Below are 16,855 nucleotides of genomic sequence, written 5' to 3' on the forward strand. Positions count from 1 at the left end.
TTAAGGGTTACACTCGTCGCCATCATCAGTGAGGAAATGCACAATGCGTCGATATCTGACCCTGCTGACCAGCCTGCTGGTCGCGATCGCCCTGCCGGTTTCCGCCGGGGATCTCAATGCACAACTGAATCAATTTTTTAAAGCGCGTGACGCCCAGCATGCTGATGGCATGGTCGTGGTGGTACGCACGCCGCAGGAACAGTGGCCAGCCTGTGAGGCGCCACAGTTCACCCTGCCCGGCAACAGCCGGTTGTGGGGCAATATGAGCGTGGCGGCAAACTGTGGTGAGAACCGCCGTTATATTCAGGTACAGGTGCAGGTCACCGGTTCCTATCTGGTGGCGAACCGGCTGCTGAGCCAGGGCAGTAGCGTGAGCGAGAGTGATTTCACTCTGCAGACCGGCCGCCTTGATACTCTGCCCGCCCGCGCCCTGCTGAATGCGGACTCGGTCGCAGACGCCGTGGTGCTGCGCGATATCCAGCCAGGACAGCCGATTAATCCCTCCACGCTGCGTCAGCCGTGGCGTGTCAAGGCGGGTCAGAATGTGATGGTGATTGCCAGCGGTGACGGCTTTGACGCCAGCGGTGAGGGCAAGGCGCTGAATAACGCCGCCCGATCGCAGTCGGTCCGGGTCAGGATGGGAAATGGCCAGATTGTCAGCGGTAAGGTACGCGAGGATGGGAATATTCTTATAACGCTGTAAAGTGTTAAAGAAGCCAGTAGTGCTGCCGATAGAAGAATCAACGAAGCGATAACGCTATTCTGATTCAGGTGGCAGACTTCCCCTGACCGTACAGGAGCCCGAACATGAGCATTGACAGAACGCAACCTCTGAAACCCGCCAGCACCGTACAGAGCCGCGATAGCAGTGAGTCCGGCAGCAGCAAAGTGCGCCAGAGCGCCAGCCCGGTGGCAGCAGCCACGACCCCTGCAGCAGCCCAGGTCAGCCTGAGCAGCGCGCAGTCGCAGCTGATGCAGCCGAGCAGCAAAGATATTAACGTCGAGCGCGTTGAACAACTGAAAACCGCCATTCGTAATGGCGAACTGAAGATGGATACCGGCAAAATCGCCGATGCGCTGATTGCCGACACCAAGGCGTATTTAGAGGGTAATTAGTTCCCATGAGTAATTTGCAGACCACCTTAGATAAGATGCAGGACGTGCTGGCGTCGCTCTCAGCCGTGCTGGAAGAAGAGCAGCAGCAACTGGCAGCCGGAAACATTAACAGTAATCTGTTGCAGCGTATTACCGAAGATAAAAGCGCGCTGCTCAGTACGCTGAACTATCTGGATGAGATGCGCCGCACCGCTGAACAGAGTCAGGCGACATCGGCACCTTATCGTGGTCAGAACGACATGGCGCGCCGCTGGGACACTATCCAGCAGCATAGCCGTCGTCTGCAGGATGCCAATGTTCATAACGGCCTGCTGCTGCAACACCAGATCCGCTACACCCAGGATGCGCTTGACGTGCTGAAGCCGCATCAGACCCAGGCCTTTTACGGCCCGGATGGGATGGGTAAAGGCCAGGCGACGTTAAGTCGCAAAGCCTGAACCGGAAAGTAGCGAAAAAAAATCCCGCCTGGTGCGGGATTTTTTATTGGTGCGTTTTTTCCTTCACCATGATGAGCTTTAAAATTGAGCCTGCACAGGGAACAGGGGCAGATCGGAAAGACGCTAAAGCCAATCCCTGGCCGCTCGGCCCGCGCGATTACGCACCTCATCCCTGAGGTGCGCCCGTTGCCGGGCCAACGCGTTGCGTTGTTCAAAAACGCTCCCGGCGTTTTTGTCCATGGCGCGGGACGCTTTCCTCCTCTGCCCCTGTTCCCTGCGCGTTGAATTTATTTATTGCGGCAAGCTTTACACAGCGGTGCGACGCGCATAGTCGCGCAACCGGAAGCCCAGCAGTCCCAGCGCCAGGAAGTAAACCCCGCCGCCCACACCACAGACCGCGGCCAGACGCAGCAGCCGCCACAGCATCGATCCCTGCTCCCAGGCTGGCATCCACTGCAGCATGGCAAACAGCGCGCCTGCCATCACCACTACGGCTATCAGCAGGCGGATCAGGAAGCTGCTCCAGCCCGGCTGCGGCATAAAGATATTCTTCTTACGCAGCTGCCAGTAGAGCAGCGACGCATTCAGACAGGCTGCCAGCCCAATCGACAGTGACAGACCGGCGTGTTTCAGCGGACCAATAAACGCCAGGTTCATTACCTGCGTCATGATCAGCGTGATAATCGCGATTTTAACCGGCGTTTTGATGTCCTGACGGGAATAGAAGCCCGGAGCCAGCACCTTGACCACGATCAGCCCCATCAGTCCGACGGAGTAGGCGATCAGGGCGCGCTGCGTCATCAGAGCATCAAAGGCAGTGAATTTACCGTACTGGAACAGCGCCACGGTCAGCGGGCCGGAGAGCATGCCCAGCGCCACCGCGCTGGGAAGCGCCAGCAGGAAACAGAGGCGCAGACCCCAGTCCATCAGCCGGGAATATTCATCATGGTTGCCGCTGGCAAAACTTTTGGCCAGCGACGGCAGCAGAATGGTGCCCAGCGCCACGCCCAGCACACCCGAGGGGAACTCCATCAGGCGGTCCGCGTAGTACATCCAGGAGACCGAACCTGAGACCAGAAACGAGGCGAAGATGGTATTGATGATCAGCGAGATCTGACTGACAGAAACGCCCAGAATGGCAGGTCCCATCTGACGCATGACCCGCCAGACGCCCGCATCACGCAGGTTCAGGCGTGGCAGCACCAGCATCCCGAGCTTCTTCAGGTGTGGCAGCTGATAGCCGAGCTGCAGCACGCCACCTGCTACCACTGCCCAGGCCAGCGCCATTACCGGTGGGTGGAAGTGCGGCGCGGCAAACAGCGCAAAGCCAATCATGCTGACGTTCAGCAGGGTCGGTGCAAAGGCCGGTACCGAGAAGCAGTTCCAGGTGTTCAGCACCGCACCCGCCAGTGACGCCAGCGAAATCAGCATAATGTAGGGAAAGGTCACCCGCAGCAGCGAGCTGGTGAGCGCAAACTTATCGGGACTGTCGGCAAAGCCGGGGGCCGTCACCATGATGACCCAGGGCGCAGCAATCATGCCCGCCACCGTGACCAGCGCCAGCGCCAGAGTCAGCAGGCCCGAGACGTAAGCCAGGAACAGTTTCGTTGCCTCTTCGCCCTGCTTGCTTTTATATTCAGCCAGAATGGGCACGAAGGCCTGAGAAAAGGCGCCTTCAGCAAAAATACGCCGCAGCAGATTGGGAAGTTTAAACGCAACAAAGAACGCATCGGTCGCCATTCCGGCGCCAAACACCCGCGCCACGATGGCATCACGGGCAAAGCCCAGTACGCGGGAAAACAGGGTCATAGAACTGACCGCTGCCAGCGATTTCAACAAATTCATAATTGACGGCGCATCCTGAAAAGAATCGGCAAAAAAGGAGAATTAGCGCGGGCACCCAGAAGATGCCCGGCGACAGTCTACTGCCACGGAGGGAAATGACCAGCACGGAGTGTTACAAGGCGTTATTCCTGCGTCGCCTCACGCCACAATTTTTCCACCACACGCTGCGCCATCAGCGCCTGCTCACCGCTGGTTTCAGGCTTCGTCTGATTTTGTACGCAGTCGATGAAATGGCGAGCCGCACCGCTGAAACCGCGCTGGGTCAGATGACTCTGCCAGGCAGGCGGTGGCGTAATCAGCAGCCCGTCACGCCGTTCTTCCTGCCAGTCGCGCATTTCACTGATGTCGATGCACTTACCGTCACACACTGCGCTGACCCGCTCGCGCTGACTGCCTGCGCGCCGGTGCATGCTGGTGGTAATCGACAAGCCCTCAACAGCGAAATGGTGCTCGGCATAGAGCATCTGCCCCTGTTCGTTGGTGTCGATGCGTCCCTGAACCTGGCGAAAGGGTTTCCCGCCCAGCCAAAGGGCGGTATCCACCACATGCAGATAGTCATCAAGCAGGGTAAAGCGGAGATCCTGTGGCCCGACACTGTCGTTACGGTGCTTTTCAATCCGCAGAGAAGTCGCGCTAGCCATCTCCGCCCGCAGCTGCTGATAGCGCGGGGCGAACCGCCGGTTAAACGCCACCATCAGTTTACGCTGCCGTTTTTCCGCCAGCGCCACCAGCGCCTCAGCCTGTTCCAGGGTTTCAGCCAGCGGCTTATCGACGCAGACATCCTTTCCTGCCAGCAGCAGCGCCCTGACCACTTCATAGTGCGTGGCGGTGCTGCTGTGGACAAAGACCGCGTCGCAGGCAGCGGCTAATTCATTCAGCGAACCAAAATATGGCATGCGATAGCTGTCACAGACCGGCCGGGCTTTGGCCTGGTTCGGGGAAAACGCCCCTGCCAGGGTCCAGTCCGTCGCCGCCGACAGCACCGGCAGCCAGGCTTTCTGCGCGATACCGCCTAATCCCACCACACCAATACGTAAGGTCATCTCAGCTCTCCGGTTGCAGCAGTTGGGTGAGTTGTGCCTGAAGCGCTGCAACCTGCTGTTCCAGCGTTGTGACGCGCGCCGCCAGATCGCCCTGCTCTTCCGACGCGTCTGCGGCCTGCGGCTGGTCAGGCTCATCGCCCAGCAGATGCATAAAGCGACTTTCGCGCTTGCCAGGTTCACGCGGCAGACGGATCACCTGAGCACTGTCGTCGCGCTGCATCAATCCTTCCAGCGTTTGCTCAACTTCGCTGACATCACTGAACTCGTGCAGACGACCGCTGCGGGTACGCAGTTCGCCTGGCGTCTGGGGCCCGCGCAGTAACAGCAGCGTCAACAGAGCGACTTCTGCGCTGTTAAGCTTTAGCGTGCCAAACGCGGAGTTGCAGAAACGCTGCTCATATTTCACGACCCGCTGCCCGGCGGCGCTGCTGGCGGTGATCAGATGCCGTTTTTCCAGCTGATCGAGCTGATCCTGCACCTCACTTTCGCTCAGCTCCATCACCGGCTCGCGGTTCGATTTCTGGTTGCAGGCCACCACCACGCCATTCAGTGACAGCGGATACTGTTCCGGCGTGGTGACCTGCTTCTCCAGCAGGCAGCCCAGCACGCGCATCGCCTGCGCCGATAAAGTCATCTTCATGCTCGCATCCTCATTATTATCCACGCCGGTCAGGCGTCCATTCCCGCAGGGTTAAGGCTGTCAGCACGTGATCCTGCCAGCGTCCGTCGATCAGTAGATAATCTTTCGCGTAACCCTCTTTCTCAAAACCGAGTCGCGCCAGCAGATCGCCGCTGCGCTGGTTGTGCGGCATGTAGTTAGCCATGATGCGGTGAATATGCTGCTGGCGCTGCATATAGCGGATTGCCACCTGCAACGCTTCGAACATGAACCCCTGCCCCTGCCACTTTTCCCCCAGTGAATAGCCGAGATAACAGGCATGAAAGGATCCGCGTAACACGTTGCTGAAGTTCGCCACTCCCCTCACTTCGGTTTCATCGCTGTCCATTAAAATGAAATAGAAGGCCGAACCCTGCTTATGCATGTCGGAAATCAGCCCAAGCCGCGCCTGCCAGCCCGAGGGGTAGCAGTGGCTGTCATCACGCACCGGCTCCCACGGTTTTAAAAACAGGCGGTTTTCCGCGTAGTAATCTGCCATTCGCCAGGCATCACGCTCGTGAACCAGACGGACCACCAGCCGATCGGTGGTTAATCGCACCCTGGGCGCGGCAGAACGATAGCCAAACATCCTGACTCCTGAAATCAATGGCTGATAGAGATGAGCCGTCATTACCCGGCTTTCACTATAACCGCCGCCTGGGCTCCGGTAAAACGTTACAGCGGTTTAGCGATAAAGAGGCTGATTTTGCTCGGGTCGCACCGCGGATAACCCCTGCTGCAGGCAGCATCAGCAGCGGATCCTGCAGCGTGCCTGACAGGCAGGTTTGCCCTGTGGGGTAATCTCTTCCATACTTTTTACGAGCCCGAAAGCAGGATGAATTGATTCACTCTGTTAAACACTAAACCTGTAAAATCCGGGAGATCAGGATGAAGCTCTATATCTACGACCACTGCCCTTTCTGCGTTAAAGCGCGAATGATTTTTGGCCTGAAAAACAAACCGGTTGAGCTGGTGGTAATGCTCAACGACGATGAAGAGACGCCGAAACGACTGATCGGACAGAAAATGGCGCCCATTCTGCAGAAGCAGGATGGCAGCGCGATGCCTGAGAGTATGGAGATCGTACACTATGTCGATCAGCAGGATGGCGAACCGCTGATCATCGGCGCGCTAAATCCGGCGATCGGCGACTGGCTGCGTCACATGAACAGCTATGTCAATAAACTGCTGCTGCCGCGTATTGCAGAGGCGGCGTTTGCCGAATTCGCGACGCCGGAGGCGCGTGACTATTTCCGCAACAAAAAGCAGGCGAGCATCGGTGATTTCGACACGCTGAAAAGTCATTCTGCCGGCCTGATTAAGAACGTCAGCGACGATCTGCGCAAGCTGGACAAATTAATCGCCCAGCCCAATGCGGTGAATGGCGAGCTGTCCGAAGATGATTTTAATCTCTTCCCGCTGCTGCGCTCTCTGACGCTGGTGGCCGGAATCGACTGGCCGAGCCGGGTCGCTGACTACCGCGATAACATGGCTAAACAGACCCAGGTGAATCTGCTCTCCTCGATAGCTCACTAACCCCTCCCGATGAGAGACGCTGCGGCGTTTCTCATCTCTTTCCTGATGACACCCGCTACGCATTCAGGCAGGCTATGGCCTGTTTATTGGCTCTGATATTCAGGATAAAGATCGATGAAAAAGGCTTTTTTCGGGCTGACTGCCCTGTTGATCGCGCTGCTGGTGAGCGGCTGTAATCAACTGACGCAATACACCATCAGCGAACAGGAAGTAAACCAGGCGCTGCAGAAGCACAACAACTATGAGAAAGATATTGGCGTTTCCGGGCTGGTTAATGCGCACATCGTCCTGAACAACCTGACCAGTCAGATTGGCCGTGAAGAGCCAGGTAAAGTGACGCTCTCTGGCAATGCTAAAATCAATGTGACGTCACTGTTTGGTCCGCAGCAGGCCGATATGCAACTGAAGATGCGTGCTCAGCCGGTCTATGACCAGCAGCAGGGTGCAATCTATCTGCGCGATCTGGAAATTGTTGATGCGCAGGTTGCTCCGGAAAAAATGGCCTCCATTATGAAAACGCTGACGCCTTATCTGAATCAGTCGCTGAAAAACTACTTTGATCAAAAGCCGGCTTACGTGCTCAGCGCCGACCGCAGCAAAGGCGAGTCGCTGGCGAAGAAATTTGCCAAAGGACTGGAAGTGAAACCTGGCGAACTGGTTATTCCCTTTACGCAGTAACGCCAGTCAGTTAAGCGACAGATGACAACGCAGTCTGGTGCCGCTCAGGGGCTGGCGGTCCTCGCGCCGCTGCGCGGTTCCTTCACGTCATTCGCCTGCCTGACGGACCGCCGGGGATGGCACATCCTGTGCCGCCCCGCCTTTCGCCCGCGTCCTGCGGGCTCTCCTGGCAGACTCATTCTGTTCAGCGCTGCGGATTGCCTGCTCCTGAGCGGCACCGGCCTGCTCTGAAACTTCAGTGAATGTTGTCAGAAAGGGCACGAAAGTGGAGGCCTGAGCGCCTCTGCTGCTGAAAGGGCTATCCGCAGCGCTGAGGCGTGACGGTGGGCCAGAAGTCCACGCCGGGAAGCGTGGACAGTTCGGGGCCGGCCAGGGAGGGCCGATCCCCGAACGGTTCGTCGGCACGACGTCAAAGCCGAAGGTACCGCGTGAGCGGCGCGAGGACGGCCCGGCAGCAGCAGCGGTGCGCTGGCCCGCACTGCGGCTCGCTCGCCCGGAAAAAAGCTGCCACGTTTGACCGTGACAGCCTTTACAAATCTAATCTTAACTGACCAGCATTACCCTGTTGGGCAGCGGATTTTCTTTGACAGCATAAAAAGCAGGTGCAAACGGTTGCCTGAATCCTTATGCTTAGACCCCGGCCAAAACACGCCTTTTGTTTCCCTTCTGCCGGAGCTTCACTGATGACAGCACAACCTCAGCAACTTACCCTGCGTCGCCCTGACGACTGGCATATTCATCTGCGCGACGATGAGATGCTCAACACGGTCCTGCCCTATACCAGCGCGGTGAATGGTCGTGCCATTGTGATGCCTAACCTGGTGCCACCGGTGACCAGCGTGGCAGCAGGTGAAGCGTACCGCGATCGCATCCTGGCGGCGCTGCCCGCCGAACACGCCTTTACGCCGCTGATGACCTGCTATCTGACCGACTCGCTTGATCCTGATGAGCTTGAGCGCGGTTTCACCTCCGGTCTGTTTACCGCGGCTAAGCTCTATCCGGCGCACGCTACGACGAACTCCAGCCATGGCGTTACCGATATCGCCTCTATTGCCCGCGTGCTGGAGCGGATGCAGAAGCTCGGTATGCCACTGCTGATCCACGGCGAAGTCACCGATACGCATGTCGACATTTTTGACCGCGAAGCCCGGTTTATCGAAACGGTTATGGTGCCGCTGCGCAGCCAGTTTCCGGCACTGAAAGTGGTGATGGAGCACATTACCACTCAGGACGCCGCAGAATATATTGCCGCCGCCGATGAGACGCTGGGCGCGACCATTACCCCGCAGCATTTGATGTTTAACCGCAATCACATGCTGGTGGGCGGTATTCGTCCGCACCTCTATTGCCTGCCGATTCTTAAACGCAACGTGCATCAGGAAGCATTGCGCAAATTAGTGGCGAGTGGTCATCCGCGCGTCTTCCTCGGCACCGACACAGCACCGCATCTGCGTCATCTCAAAGAGGCCAGTTGCGGCTGCGCGGGGGTATTTAATGCGCCAGCGTCGTTACCCGCTTACGCCACCGTTTTTGAAGAGCTGAACGCGCTGGAACATTTTGAAGCGTTCTGTTCGGAGAATGGCCCGCGTTTTTACGGCCTGCCATTGAATGAAGGGACGATTACTTTGGTGCGTGAGTCCTGGCAGGTGCCAGAGTCCATCGCGCTCGGCAGCCATTCACTGGTGCCGTTCCTGGCGGGTGAAACACTGAACTGGCGCATCGCATAATTTTACTTGCCTCCGGCCTGCTGATACTGTAAATATATACAGTATCTTAAACGGAGGCTGTTATGCGCGTTGAAATTACCGTATCAAATACCCGACCTCTTCCTGCTGGTGCGATAGAAGCGTTAAGCGATGAATTATCGCGCCGCATTGATGAACAGTTCCCTGACTCGACCAATCACGTCAAGGTACGTTATGCCAGTGCCAATAATCTCAGCGTGCTGGGCGGTGGAAAAGAGACGCGCGACCAGATCAGCGAGATCCTGCAGCAGACGTGGGAAAGCGCTGACGACTGGTTCAATACTGATTAACCGCCACTGTGCTTTTTTTCCGGGTGTCGCCACCCGGTTTTTTTATCTTTTCTCCCCTCTCGCACTTACCCCGTCCTGCATCTAGACTCTTAATGATCAATGCCCTATCCTTGCGCTCGTCACGCATAACAGGAGGTGCGACACCATGACTACTGATAAACCGGAAGAGGCGATGACCTTTGGTGAGTTGTTAGCACTGATTGGTGATCAGAAGCGTCGTTTAACGGTGCTGGAAAATGCCTTTTCCAGTCTGATTTTCTGTCTTGACGATCGTGCCAGTCAGCTACTGGTACACAATCTGTCGCTGGAAGCCCAAAATCAAAACCATGATGAGCAGCTTCAGCAGCACTTTGCCCGTCTGGCAGAAACACTGCAAAAACGCGGCGGCGGCGTAGTGCCAGAAACGCCGGCTCTCTGAGTCCGGTCACGCGGCTAAGCCCGCTTTTTGCCTGTCTTTTGACTGCTGATAAAAATGCCTGCCCGTCAGGCATTTTATTTTTTTACGCCCGCCTTTCAAACGCAAATATTCTGTGAGAAGCTGACTCACGGCATTTTTTAAACAGTGATACCCTCGTTTACTGTTATAATTGTTTCGCTATTGGAATAAAAAAGCCGCATTGAACCTCATCATGCACTTCGTTTAACGAGTAATAAGGAGGTTATAATGGACAGAAGAAAAGATGTTATACAGACTCACCCACTGGTGGGCTGGGATATCAGTACCGTTGACAGCTATGACGCCATGATGATCCGCCTGCACTCGTTGTCGTCGCAGGATCAAAAAGAAGAAGAAGCGGATGTTGGCCCGACATACTGGCTGACAACGGATGTGGCAAGGCAATTTATCTCGATCCTCGAAGCAGGCATCGCCAAGATAGAATCAGCCGAGCAGATAGAACGACTCCTCAAAAAGCATTAATTTCTGCCGCATCAAAGAGGCGCCCTCAGGGGTGCCTTTTTCGTTTCTGTTTCTGGTATGCTTTTGATTATCTGTCTCTTAGAGCGTAGTTACCATGATTTATGATCTTATCATCGTTGGCAGCGGTTCCGTGGGCGCGGCGGCAGGCTACTATGCCACCCAGGCGGGTTTATCAGTGTTAATGATCGACAGCGCCCATCCTCCCCATAATCAGGGCACACATCATGGCGAGAGCCGGCTGATTCGTCACGCCTATGGTGAAGGTGAACGCTATGTTCCCCTGGTCCTGCGGGCGCAAACGCTGTGGGATGAGCTGGAACAGCGTGCCGGTGAGCGCATCATGCATCGCAGTGGCGTACTTAACCTCGCCCCGAATCAGTCGCCGTTTATTCAGAACGTCATCGACAGCGCGACCCGCTGGCAGCTCAATATTGAGGTGATGCAGCCAGATGACGTGCGCAAGCGCTGGCCACAAATCAATGTGCCTGAGGGCTATCTGGGCGTATTTGAGCCGCAGTCCGGCTATCTGAAATGTGAACAGGCGGTACGCAGCTGGATCCAGCTGGCGGAACAGGCGGGCTGCGCGCAGCTGTTTAACTGCCCGGTTTCAGAGCTGGGTCGCGATGGCGATCTGCAGCAGGTCACTACCCTGGATGGCGTCTATCGGGGCCGCAAAATGTTGATCAGTGCGGGCACATGGGTTGGCAAATTAGTTCCTGACCTGCCGGTCGCGCCCACCCGCAAGGTGTTTGCCTGGTATCAGGCAGATGGCCGCTACAGTGAGAACAATAAGTTTCCCGGTTTTACGGTGGAAATGGGCGATGGCAGCCAGTTTTATGGTTTCCCGGCGGATAACAACGCCCTGAAAGTGGGTCGTCATGATGGCGGTCAGCTGATGCAGCAGCCTGAGGATCGTAAACCTTTTGGCGCGGTGGCGGCCGATGGCAGCGAAGCTTTTGGATTCCTCCGTCAGTTTTTACCTGGCGTCGGTGTCTGTCTGCATGGCGAAGCCTGCAGCTACGATTTTAGCCCGGATGAAGACTTTATAATTGATACCCTGCCGGGTGAACCAGACCGCTTGTTAATCACCGGGCTCAGTGGACACGGGTTTAAATTCGCCAGCGTATTGGGCGAACTGGCTGCAGAATTTGCCCAGCAAAAACCGTTCTCTTTTGATCTGACACCCTTCCGCCTCTCACGTTTCTGACTCTGATAAAGGGTGGTATCAGCCTGATGCCGCCCGACTGACAGACTTTGACGAAAATTGACTATTATTGACATAAAGTCAGAATATATTTCGCCCTTTGGGTTAATTCCGGCTCTTTTTAGTTGACGACCAGCGCCTCACAAATAACTCATTCAGTAATATTGCGCATTTCACACCTGGTTTATTCAACCTTTTCACAATATAAAATTAAAGTTATAGAAGCGTAAGGATGATTGCTTTTATATTTCATAATGTGGATGCTTATTTCAGATTATTACTTCATGAAAACCCCATTATGTTATTACGTAATTCATCTCATCAGTTTGGCCTGGTTGCCGTGCTGCTGCACTGGTCGATGGCGCTGGCGATTTACGCCATGTTTGCGCTGGGATTATGGATGGTCGGCCTCGGCTATTACGACAGCTGGTATCACGACGCGCCTGAGATCCATAAAAGCATCGGCGTGATCCTGTTGCTGACCCTGATCGTTCGCCTGCTGTGGCGCGTTATTTCACCGCCGCCAAAACCGCTTAGCAGTTATTCCCCGCTGGTACGCATCAGTTCGGTGGTGGCCCACCTGTTACTGTATACCCTGCTGCTGGCGATTCTGATCAGCGGCTATCTGATCTCCACCGCCGATGGCAAACCCATCTCAGTATTCAGCTGGTTCACCCTGCCCGCGCTGTTCAGCGGTGCTGGCGAACAGGCTGATCTTGCGGGCGACATTCACCTCTGGCTGGCCTGGACGGTTGTGGTCCTGTCACTGCTGCATGGGCTGGCTGCGGTAAAACATCACTTTATCGATCGCGATATCACCTTAAAACGGATGTCGGGTTTGCGTTTCACCTCTCCCTCTGAAAAGGATAAATAATATGTTTAAAAAGACCCTGCTGGCGATGACCGGTGCCAGTCTGCTGCTCGGCTCACTCACCGCCTCTGCCGCTGACTACAAAATCGATAAAGAGGGCCAGCACGCCTTTATTCAGTTCCGTATCCAGCATCTGGGTTACAGCTGGCTCTACGGCACCTTTAAGGATTTTGATGGCCGCTTTACCTTTGATGAGAAGAATCCTGCCGCAGATAAAGTCGACGTCACCATTAACACCAGCAGCATCGATACTAACCATGCTGAACGTGACAAGCACCTGCGCAGTGCGGACTTCCTGAACACCAGCAAAAACCCGCAGGCCACGTTCAAATCCACAGCGGTGGAAAAAGAGGGTGATGAGCTGAAGATTACTGGCGATCTTACGCTGAATGGCGTGACCAAACCGGTAACGCTCGAGGCGAAAATGCTGGGTGAAGGTAAAGATCCGTGGGGCGGCTACCGCGCTGGCTTTGAGGCTGAAGGGGAAATTGCACTGAAAGATTTCAACATCACCAAAGATCTGGGGCCAGCTTCGCAGAAGGTTCAGCTGATGATTTCGGTTGAGGGTGTACGCCAGTAAAACAGCAAGCCGCCTGAAGCTGACTTCAGGCGGCCACGCTTATTTCTTCAGCGGCGAGGGAATGGTCATGTTTAACAGGCCACGCGACTTGTTAAAGATTTTGTTGCCATTTTCACGTCCTGCCCGACGCGCGCGCTGCTCTTCCGGTGAGAGCTTCGCCTCTTCCTGGCAGATCGGGCTACAGCAGTTCTCAAACTTCTCCGCGCAGCTTTTGCACTGAATAAACAGCAGATGACAACCGTCATTGACACAATTAACGTGGGTATCACAGGGTTCGCCGCACTGATGACAGTTCGACAACACATCGTCAGAGATCCGCTCACCCATCCGCTCATCAAAAACAAAGTTTTTGCCTTTGAAACGTACCGGTAATCCCTGCTCACGGGCACGTCGGGCATACTCGATGATACCGCCCTCAATGTGATAGACATCTTCAAAGCCGTTGTGCCGCATCCAGGCACTGGCCTTTTCACAGCGGATCCCGCCGGTGCAGTACATCACGATCTTTTTGTCTTTCTGATCCTGCAGCATCTCAACCGCCATCGGCAGCTGATCGCGGAAGGTGTCAGCAGGCACTTCCAGCGCATTATCAAAGCGACCCACTTCATATTCGTAGTGGTTACGCATATCCACGAACAGGGCGTCAGGATCGTCCAGCATGGCGTTTACGTCCGCCGCTTTAAGATACTGACCCACATCGCTGGCATCAAAACTGTCGTCTTCGATACCGTCCGCGACAATGCGGTCGCGCACTTTCAGACGCAGCACCCAGAACGATTTACCATCATCATCCAGCGCAATATTCATCCGCAGGTTGTTCAGCGCCGGATCAAAGCCATACAGCCATTCTTTCATCTTTTCATACTGGCTGGCTGGCACGCTGATCTGCGCATTGATGCCTTCGTGGGCCACGTAGACGCGACCAAAGACCTTAAGAGCTGTCAGGCCAAGATAGAGCGCGTCACGGAATGCTTTGGGATCGGCAATCTGGAAATATTTATAAAAAGAGACAGTGGTGCGCGGCTCGGTTTCAGCCAGCATGCGCGCCTTCAGCTCTTTATTGGAAACGAGGTTATGTAACACTGGCATGGTGTTCGTCCTGTTATCAATAGAAGAAATTTAGCGCGCACATGATACCTGATTTCACCGGGATGCAAAGGCCAGTGACCAGATTGATCGCCTGTTGCCGTTTTTTGCAGCAACATTGGACTATTAACCTTTGTTCATTGATGGCACGTTCCGATAGTGATATTTAAGCGCACGTCAAAAACTGGCACAATGGTGTAAATCAACGAGATATCAGCACCGCACGGTGCGCGACGCAGGAAAATTAACCTTCACATGACTCAGTTGCCTCAGTTTTCACGAGAACTGCTTCACCCGCGCTATTGGCTGACCTGGCTGGGTGTCGCTTCTCTTTATCTTTTGGTGCTACTTCCTTATCCCCTGCTTTATGTTCTCGGCTGTAATATTGGCCGCATTGGGATGCGTTTTATGAAACACCGCGTCAGTATTTCCCGGCGTAATCTGGAATTAAGTTTTCCGGATATGCCGGTAAATGAACGCGAAGCGATGGTTAAACACAATTTCGAATCGGTCGGCATGGGATTAATTGAGACCGGTATGGCGTGGTTCTGGCCTGACTGGCGCATCAATAAATGGCATACGCCTTCGGGGCTGGAGCATATTCAGCAGGCGCGCGATAGCCAGCGCGGCGTGCTGCTTATCGGCATGCACTTTCTGACGCTGGAGATTGGTGCACGCATGTTTGGTATCCATAACCCTGGCATTGGCGTCTATCGCCCGAATGACAACAAACTGATCGACTGGCTTCAGGTCAAAGGTCGGATGCGGTCGAATAAAAGCATGCTCGATCGTAAAGATCTCAAAGGAATGATCCGCGCACTGAAACAGGGTGACATTATCTGGTATGCGCCCGACCACGATTATGGCCCGCGCAGCAGCGTCTTTGTCCCCTTCTTTGGCGTGGAAAAAGCAGCCACAACGGTGGGCACCCATCTGCTGATCCGCACCGGTAAACCGGCTGTCATCCCTTTCGTACCGCGTCGTCTGCCTGGGGGTCGCGGCTATGAACTGATGATACTGCCTGACATCAGCGGCGAATTTACGCTGGAAAGTGATGTCGCAACCGCAACCAGAATGAATCAGGTTGTTGAAGAGGGTGTGCTGCTGGCACCTGAACAGTATATGTGGCTCCACCGCCGCTTTAAAACGCGCCCCGAGGGCGAACCCTCCCGTTATTAATCTGTTCGCGCTAAATGTCTGTCAGGCATTTAGCGCGTTTTACTCCCCTGCTAAATAAATCACTCATGGCTGACTCAGCCTGTAAGCGAAACCGCAGGTCCAGTAATTAATAAACACCTATATTCATAATATAATTTCTCTCTGTTTAAAGTTAAAAAAGCTAATCAATTAACAGGACGGCAGGCGGCATTCAGCCTGTTTCGCTATTTATTAATTAATATTGCAGCGAGTGCTATTAAATCTGTTATGGCGCTGATTATTCTGCACGCCAGGCCTAATCCTATTTAGCCGGTCTTAACGGTGTCTTACCGCTTATGAATCGATAAAAATTAACTTATTTTACAAGCGATTGCCTTGCTGATTTAGCTTATATTCCATTTTACATTTTTTTAACACCCCGATAGACCATTATGGAATTTGAACTCATTAATGCTTATCGGTAGTTTCGTTTGTAACAGTCAGGCCTTTAACGGCTCTGGCCAGAATTATAAAAAAGACAACACAGCAAACCTCTAATGGGACAGTTAATATGAACAAAGGTCTCTACTATTACGTTACAATCGGTACCGATCAGGAAAATTATCACTTTCTTCATCGTAAAGGGTGCAAGCGTATGCCTGATAAAGAAGAGGTCATATTTATCGGCACGTTATATAATTTGAGTCAGGCCCTCTCCATCGCCAGAATTAATTTTAAGAAAGTTAAGCCATGTATAAAATGTTGTATCCGCTACTCAGCCCCCGTGATTCATGAGTCCGTTCAACCTGTTTTGCATTTCCCGCAAAAGATGATCTGACCCTGACTGGCGGGAAATGGCTTATTTCCCGCCAGTTGCACCGGCCTGACCTTTCCCTCCTTCAGATTTCGTCTATCCTTCACTGAAATCAAATAAATCCATAGTCAAAGACCCGTGAAGGAGAAGAGCGATGAGCATGTACAGTACCTTAGAGGAAGCCATCGATGCTGCACGTGAAGAGTTCCTCGCTAACCACCCGGAGCTCGAGGAAGGGGATGCATCAATCAGCCAGTTTGGTCTGCAAAAGTATGTGATGCAGGATGGCGATATCATGTGGCAGGCTGAATTCATGGCAGAAGAAGGTGAAGCAGGCGAATGTCTGCCTTACCGTAGCGGTGAAGCGGCACAGGCCATTTTTGATGCCGATTTTGACGAAGTTGAACTACGTCAGGAGTGGTTAGCAGAAAATACCCTGCACGAGTGGGATGACGGCGAGTTCCAGCTGGAGCCGCCGCTGGACACCGAAGAGGGTGAAGCCGCCGCGCAAGAGTGGGAAGATGATAACAGCGATTCCGATCGCAGTTACTCGTAAGGACCGTGGCTGGCATCCACCGGTAGCAACAGCGTATCAACCACCAGCGACAGCGGCAGGTCGAGGATCGTCAGGACCCGCCATCCGCTGTCGCGAACATCCCACTGTACGCCGGGATAGTACTGATTACCGTGCCCCTGCCCGGGAATGGTACGGCTGATAATACTGCCGCATCCGCTTAAGCAGAGTACAGCCACGACGATAACACCCGCCTTTAAGCACCCTTTCACCACTCATATCCGCCATGAAGAAACAGCCATTGAGATCGTCACGCGCTGCTCGCGGTGACTGCCAGCAATAAATTTATCAGCGAATCGCTGTTTTAATCCGATAAAAAAAG

General features: G+C 54.4%; 21 protein-coding genes. 15 read left to right on the plus strand and 6 right to left on the minus strand.

Annotated elements, in window-relative coordinates; translation table 11 throughout:
• Window positions 1-43: 43 nt before the first annotated feature.
• The 3 genes from flgA (at window position 44) to flgN (ending at window position 1,553) form a co-directional block, all read left to right on the plus strand.
• Complete coding sequence (flgA, locus tag ACXKZD_RS12130; protein WP_010246373.1) at window positions 44-703, plus strand: flagellar basal body P-ring formation chaperone FlgA; 660 nt, start codon at window positions 44-46, stop codon at window positions 701-703.
• A 104-nt stretch (window positions 704-807) separates the two neighbouring features.
• Window positions 808-1,116, plus strand: coding sequence for a flagellar biosynthesis anti-sigma factor FlgM (gene flgM / locus ACXKZD_RS12135; protein WP_010246375.1), 309 nt, complete (start codon window positions 808-810; stop codon window positions 1,114-1,116).
• A 5-nt stretch (window positions 1,117-1,121) separates the two neighbouring features.
• Entirely contained in the window at window positions 1,122-1,553 is a 432-nt protein-coding gene (gene flgN / locus ACXKZD_RS12140) for a flagellar export chaperone FlgN (protein WP_010246377.1), read from the plus strand.
• 306 nt (window positions 1,554-1,859) lie between these two features.
• Here the strand turns inward: flgN and murJ are convergent, their stop codons facing one another.
• From murJ to rimJ, 4 genes are all read right to left on the minus strand, one after another.
• Window positions 1,860-3,398: a murein biosynthesis integral membrane protein MurJ gene (gene murJ / locus ACXKZD_RS12145; protein WP_488981633.1), complete on the minus strand. Its 1,539-nt coding sequence runs from the start codon at window positions 3,396-3,398 to the stop codon at window positions 1,860-1,862.
• A gap of 122 nt (window positions 3,399-3,520) precedes the next feature.
• Complete coding sequence (locus ACXKZD_RS12150; RefSeq protein ID WP_488981634.1) at window positions 3,521-4,441, minus strand: Gfo/Idh/MocA family protein; 921 nt, start codon at window positions 4,439-4,441, stop codon at window positions 3,521-3,523.
• A 1-nt stretch (window position 4,442) separates the two neighbouring features.
• The gene (locus ACXKZD_RS12155) at window positions 4,443-5,081 is read right to left on the minus strand and encodes a YceH family protein (protein ID WP_157351849.1); all 639 of its coding nucleotides are present in this window, start codon (window positions 5,079-5,081) and stop codon (window positions 4,443-4,445) included.
• Between the two features lie 16 nt (window positions 5,082-5,097).
• Window positions 5,098-5,688: a ribosomal protein S5-alanine N-acetyltransferase gene (rimJ, locus tag ACXKZD_RS12160; protein ID WP_010246386.1), complete on the minus strand. Its 591-nt coding sequence runs from the start codon at window positions 5,686-5,688 to the stop codon at window positions 5,098-5,100.
• Between the two features lie 299 nt (window positions 5,689-5,987).
• Between rimJ and grxB the strand changes: the two genes are divergently transcribed.
• From grxB to ACXKZD_RS12205, 9 genes are all read left to right on the plus strand, one after another.
• Window positions 5,988-6,635: a glutaredoxin 2 gene (gene grxB / locus ACXKZD_RS12165; protein ID WP_033757257.1), complete on the plus strand. Its 648-nt coding sequence runs from the start codon at window positions 5,988-5,990 to the stop codon at window positions 6,633-6,635.
• Between the two features lie 114 nt (window positions 6,636-6,749).
• Complete coding sequence (locus ACXKZD_RS12170) at window positions 6,750-7,313, plus strand: lipoprotein (RefSeq protein WP_010246390.1); 564 nt, start codon at window positions 6,750-6,752, stop codon at window positions 7,311-7,313.
• A gap of 683 nt (window positions 7,314-7,996) precedes the next feature.
• Window positions 7,997-9,040, plus strand: coding sequence for a dihydroorotase (gene pyrC / locus ACXKZD_RS12175; protein WP_488981635.1), 1,044 nt, complete (start codon window positions 7,997-7,999; stop codon window positions 9,038-9,040).
• 62 nt (window positions 9,041-9,102) lie between these two features.
• On the plus strand, window positions 9,103-9,348 hold the full coding sequence (dinI, locus tag ACXKZD_RS12180; RefSeq protein WP_010246395.1) for a DNA damage-inducible protein I: 246 nt from the start codon (window positions 9,103-9,105) through the stop codon (window positions 9,346-9,348).
• Between the two features lie 145 nt (window positions 9,349-9,493).
• A complete protein-coding gene (locus ACXKZD_RS12185; RefSeq protein WP_010246397.1) occupies window positions 9,494-9,766 on the plus strand; it encodes a hypothetical protein in 273 nt (90 codons plus the stop codon).
• Between the two features lie 246 nt (window positions 9,767-10,012).
• Window positions 10,013-10,267: a biofilm formation regulator BssS gene (gene bssS, locus ACXKZD_RS12190; protein WP_010246399.1), complete on the plus strand. Its 255-nt coding sequence runs from the start codon at window positions 10,013-10,015 to the stop codon at window positions 10,265-10,267.
• A 94-nt stretch (window positions 10,268-10,361) separates the two neighbouring features.
• Complete coding sequence (solA, locus tag ACXKZD_RS12195; protein WP_154209763.1) at window positions 10,362-11,474, plus strand: N-methyl-L-tryptophan oxidase; 1,113 nt, start codon at window positions 10,362-10,364, stop codon at window positions 11,472-11,474.
• A gap of 295 nt (window positions 11,475-11,769) precedes the next feature.
• Window positions 11,770-12,345: a cytochrome b gene (locus tag ACXKZD_RS12200; RefSeq protein WP_029519566.1), complete on the plus strand. Its 576-nt coding sequence runs from the start codon at window positions 11,770-11,772 to the stop codon at window positions 12,343-12,345.
• Window position 12,346: 1 nt separating this feature from the next.
• Window positions 12,347-12,922, plus strand: coding sequence for a YceI family protein (locus ACXKZD_RS12205; RefSeq protein ID WP_022625884.1), 576 nt, complete (start codon window positions 12,347-12,349; stop codon window positions 12,920-12,922).
• 39 nt (window positions 12,923-12,961) lie between these two features.
• On the opposite strand, the gene trhO is transcribed toward ACXKZD_RS12205, so the two are convergent.
• Window positions 12,962-14,011, minus strand: coding sequence for an oxygen-dependent tRNA uridine(34) hydroxylase TrhO (gene trhO, locus ACXKZD_RS12210; RefSeq protein ID WP_010246407.1), 1,050 nt, complete (start codon window positions 14,009-14,011; stop codon window positions 12,962-12,964).
• Between the two features lie 252 nt (window positions 14,012-14,263).
• On the opposite strand from trhO, the gene ACXKZD_RS12215 reads away from it, so the two are divergent.
• The 3 genes from ACXKZD_RS12215 (at window position 14,264) to ACXKZD_RS12225 (ending at window position 16,515) form a co-directional block, all read left to right on the plus strand.
• On the plus strand, window positions 14,264-15,187 hold the full coding sequence (locus ACXKZD_RS12215; RefSeq protein WP_010246409.1) for a Kdo(2)-lipid IV(A) acyltransferase: 924 nt from the start codon (window positions 14,264-14,266) through the stop codon (window positions 15,185-15,187).
• A 529-nt stretch (window positions 15,188-15,716) separates the two neighbouring features.
• On the plus strand, window positions 15,717-15,983 hold the full coding sequence (locus ACXKZD_RS12220) for a hypothetical protein (RefSeq protein ID WP_010669830.1): 267 nt from the start codon (window positions 15,717-15,719) through the stop codon (window positions 15,981-15,983).
• Between the two features lie 130 nt (window positions 15,984-16,113).
• Window positions 16,114-16,515: a MysB family protein gene (locus ACXKZD_RS12225; RefSeq protein ID WP_010246413.1), complete on the plus strand. Its 402-nt coding sequence runs from the start codon at window positions 16,114-16,116 to the stop codon at window positions 16,513-16,515.
• Here the strand turns inward: ACXKZD_RS12225 and ACXKZD_RS12230 are convergent.
• Window positions 16,506-16,745: a YceK/YidQ family lipoprotein gene (locus tag ACXKZD_RS12230; RefSeq protein WP_033779799.1), complete on the minus strand. Its 240-nt coding sequence runs from the start codon at window positions 16,743-16,745 to the stop codon at window positions 16,506-16,508. The two genes, ACXKZD_RS12225 and ACXKZD_RS12230, sit on opposite strands and share 10 nt — an antisense overlap.
• Window positions 16,746-16,855: the final 110 nt, after the last annotated feature.

This window comes from Pantoea sp. ABR1s (genome assembly GCF_057812235.1).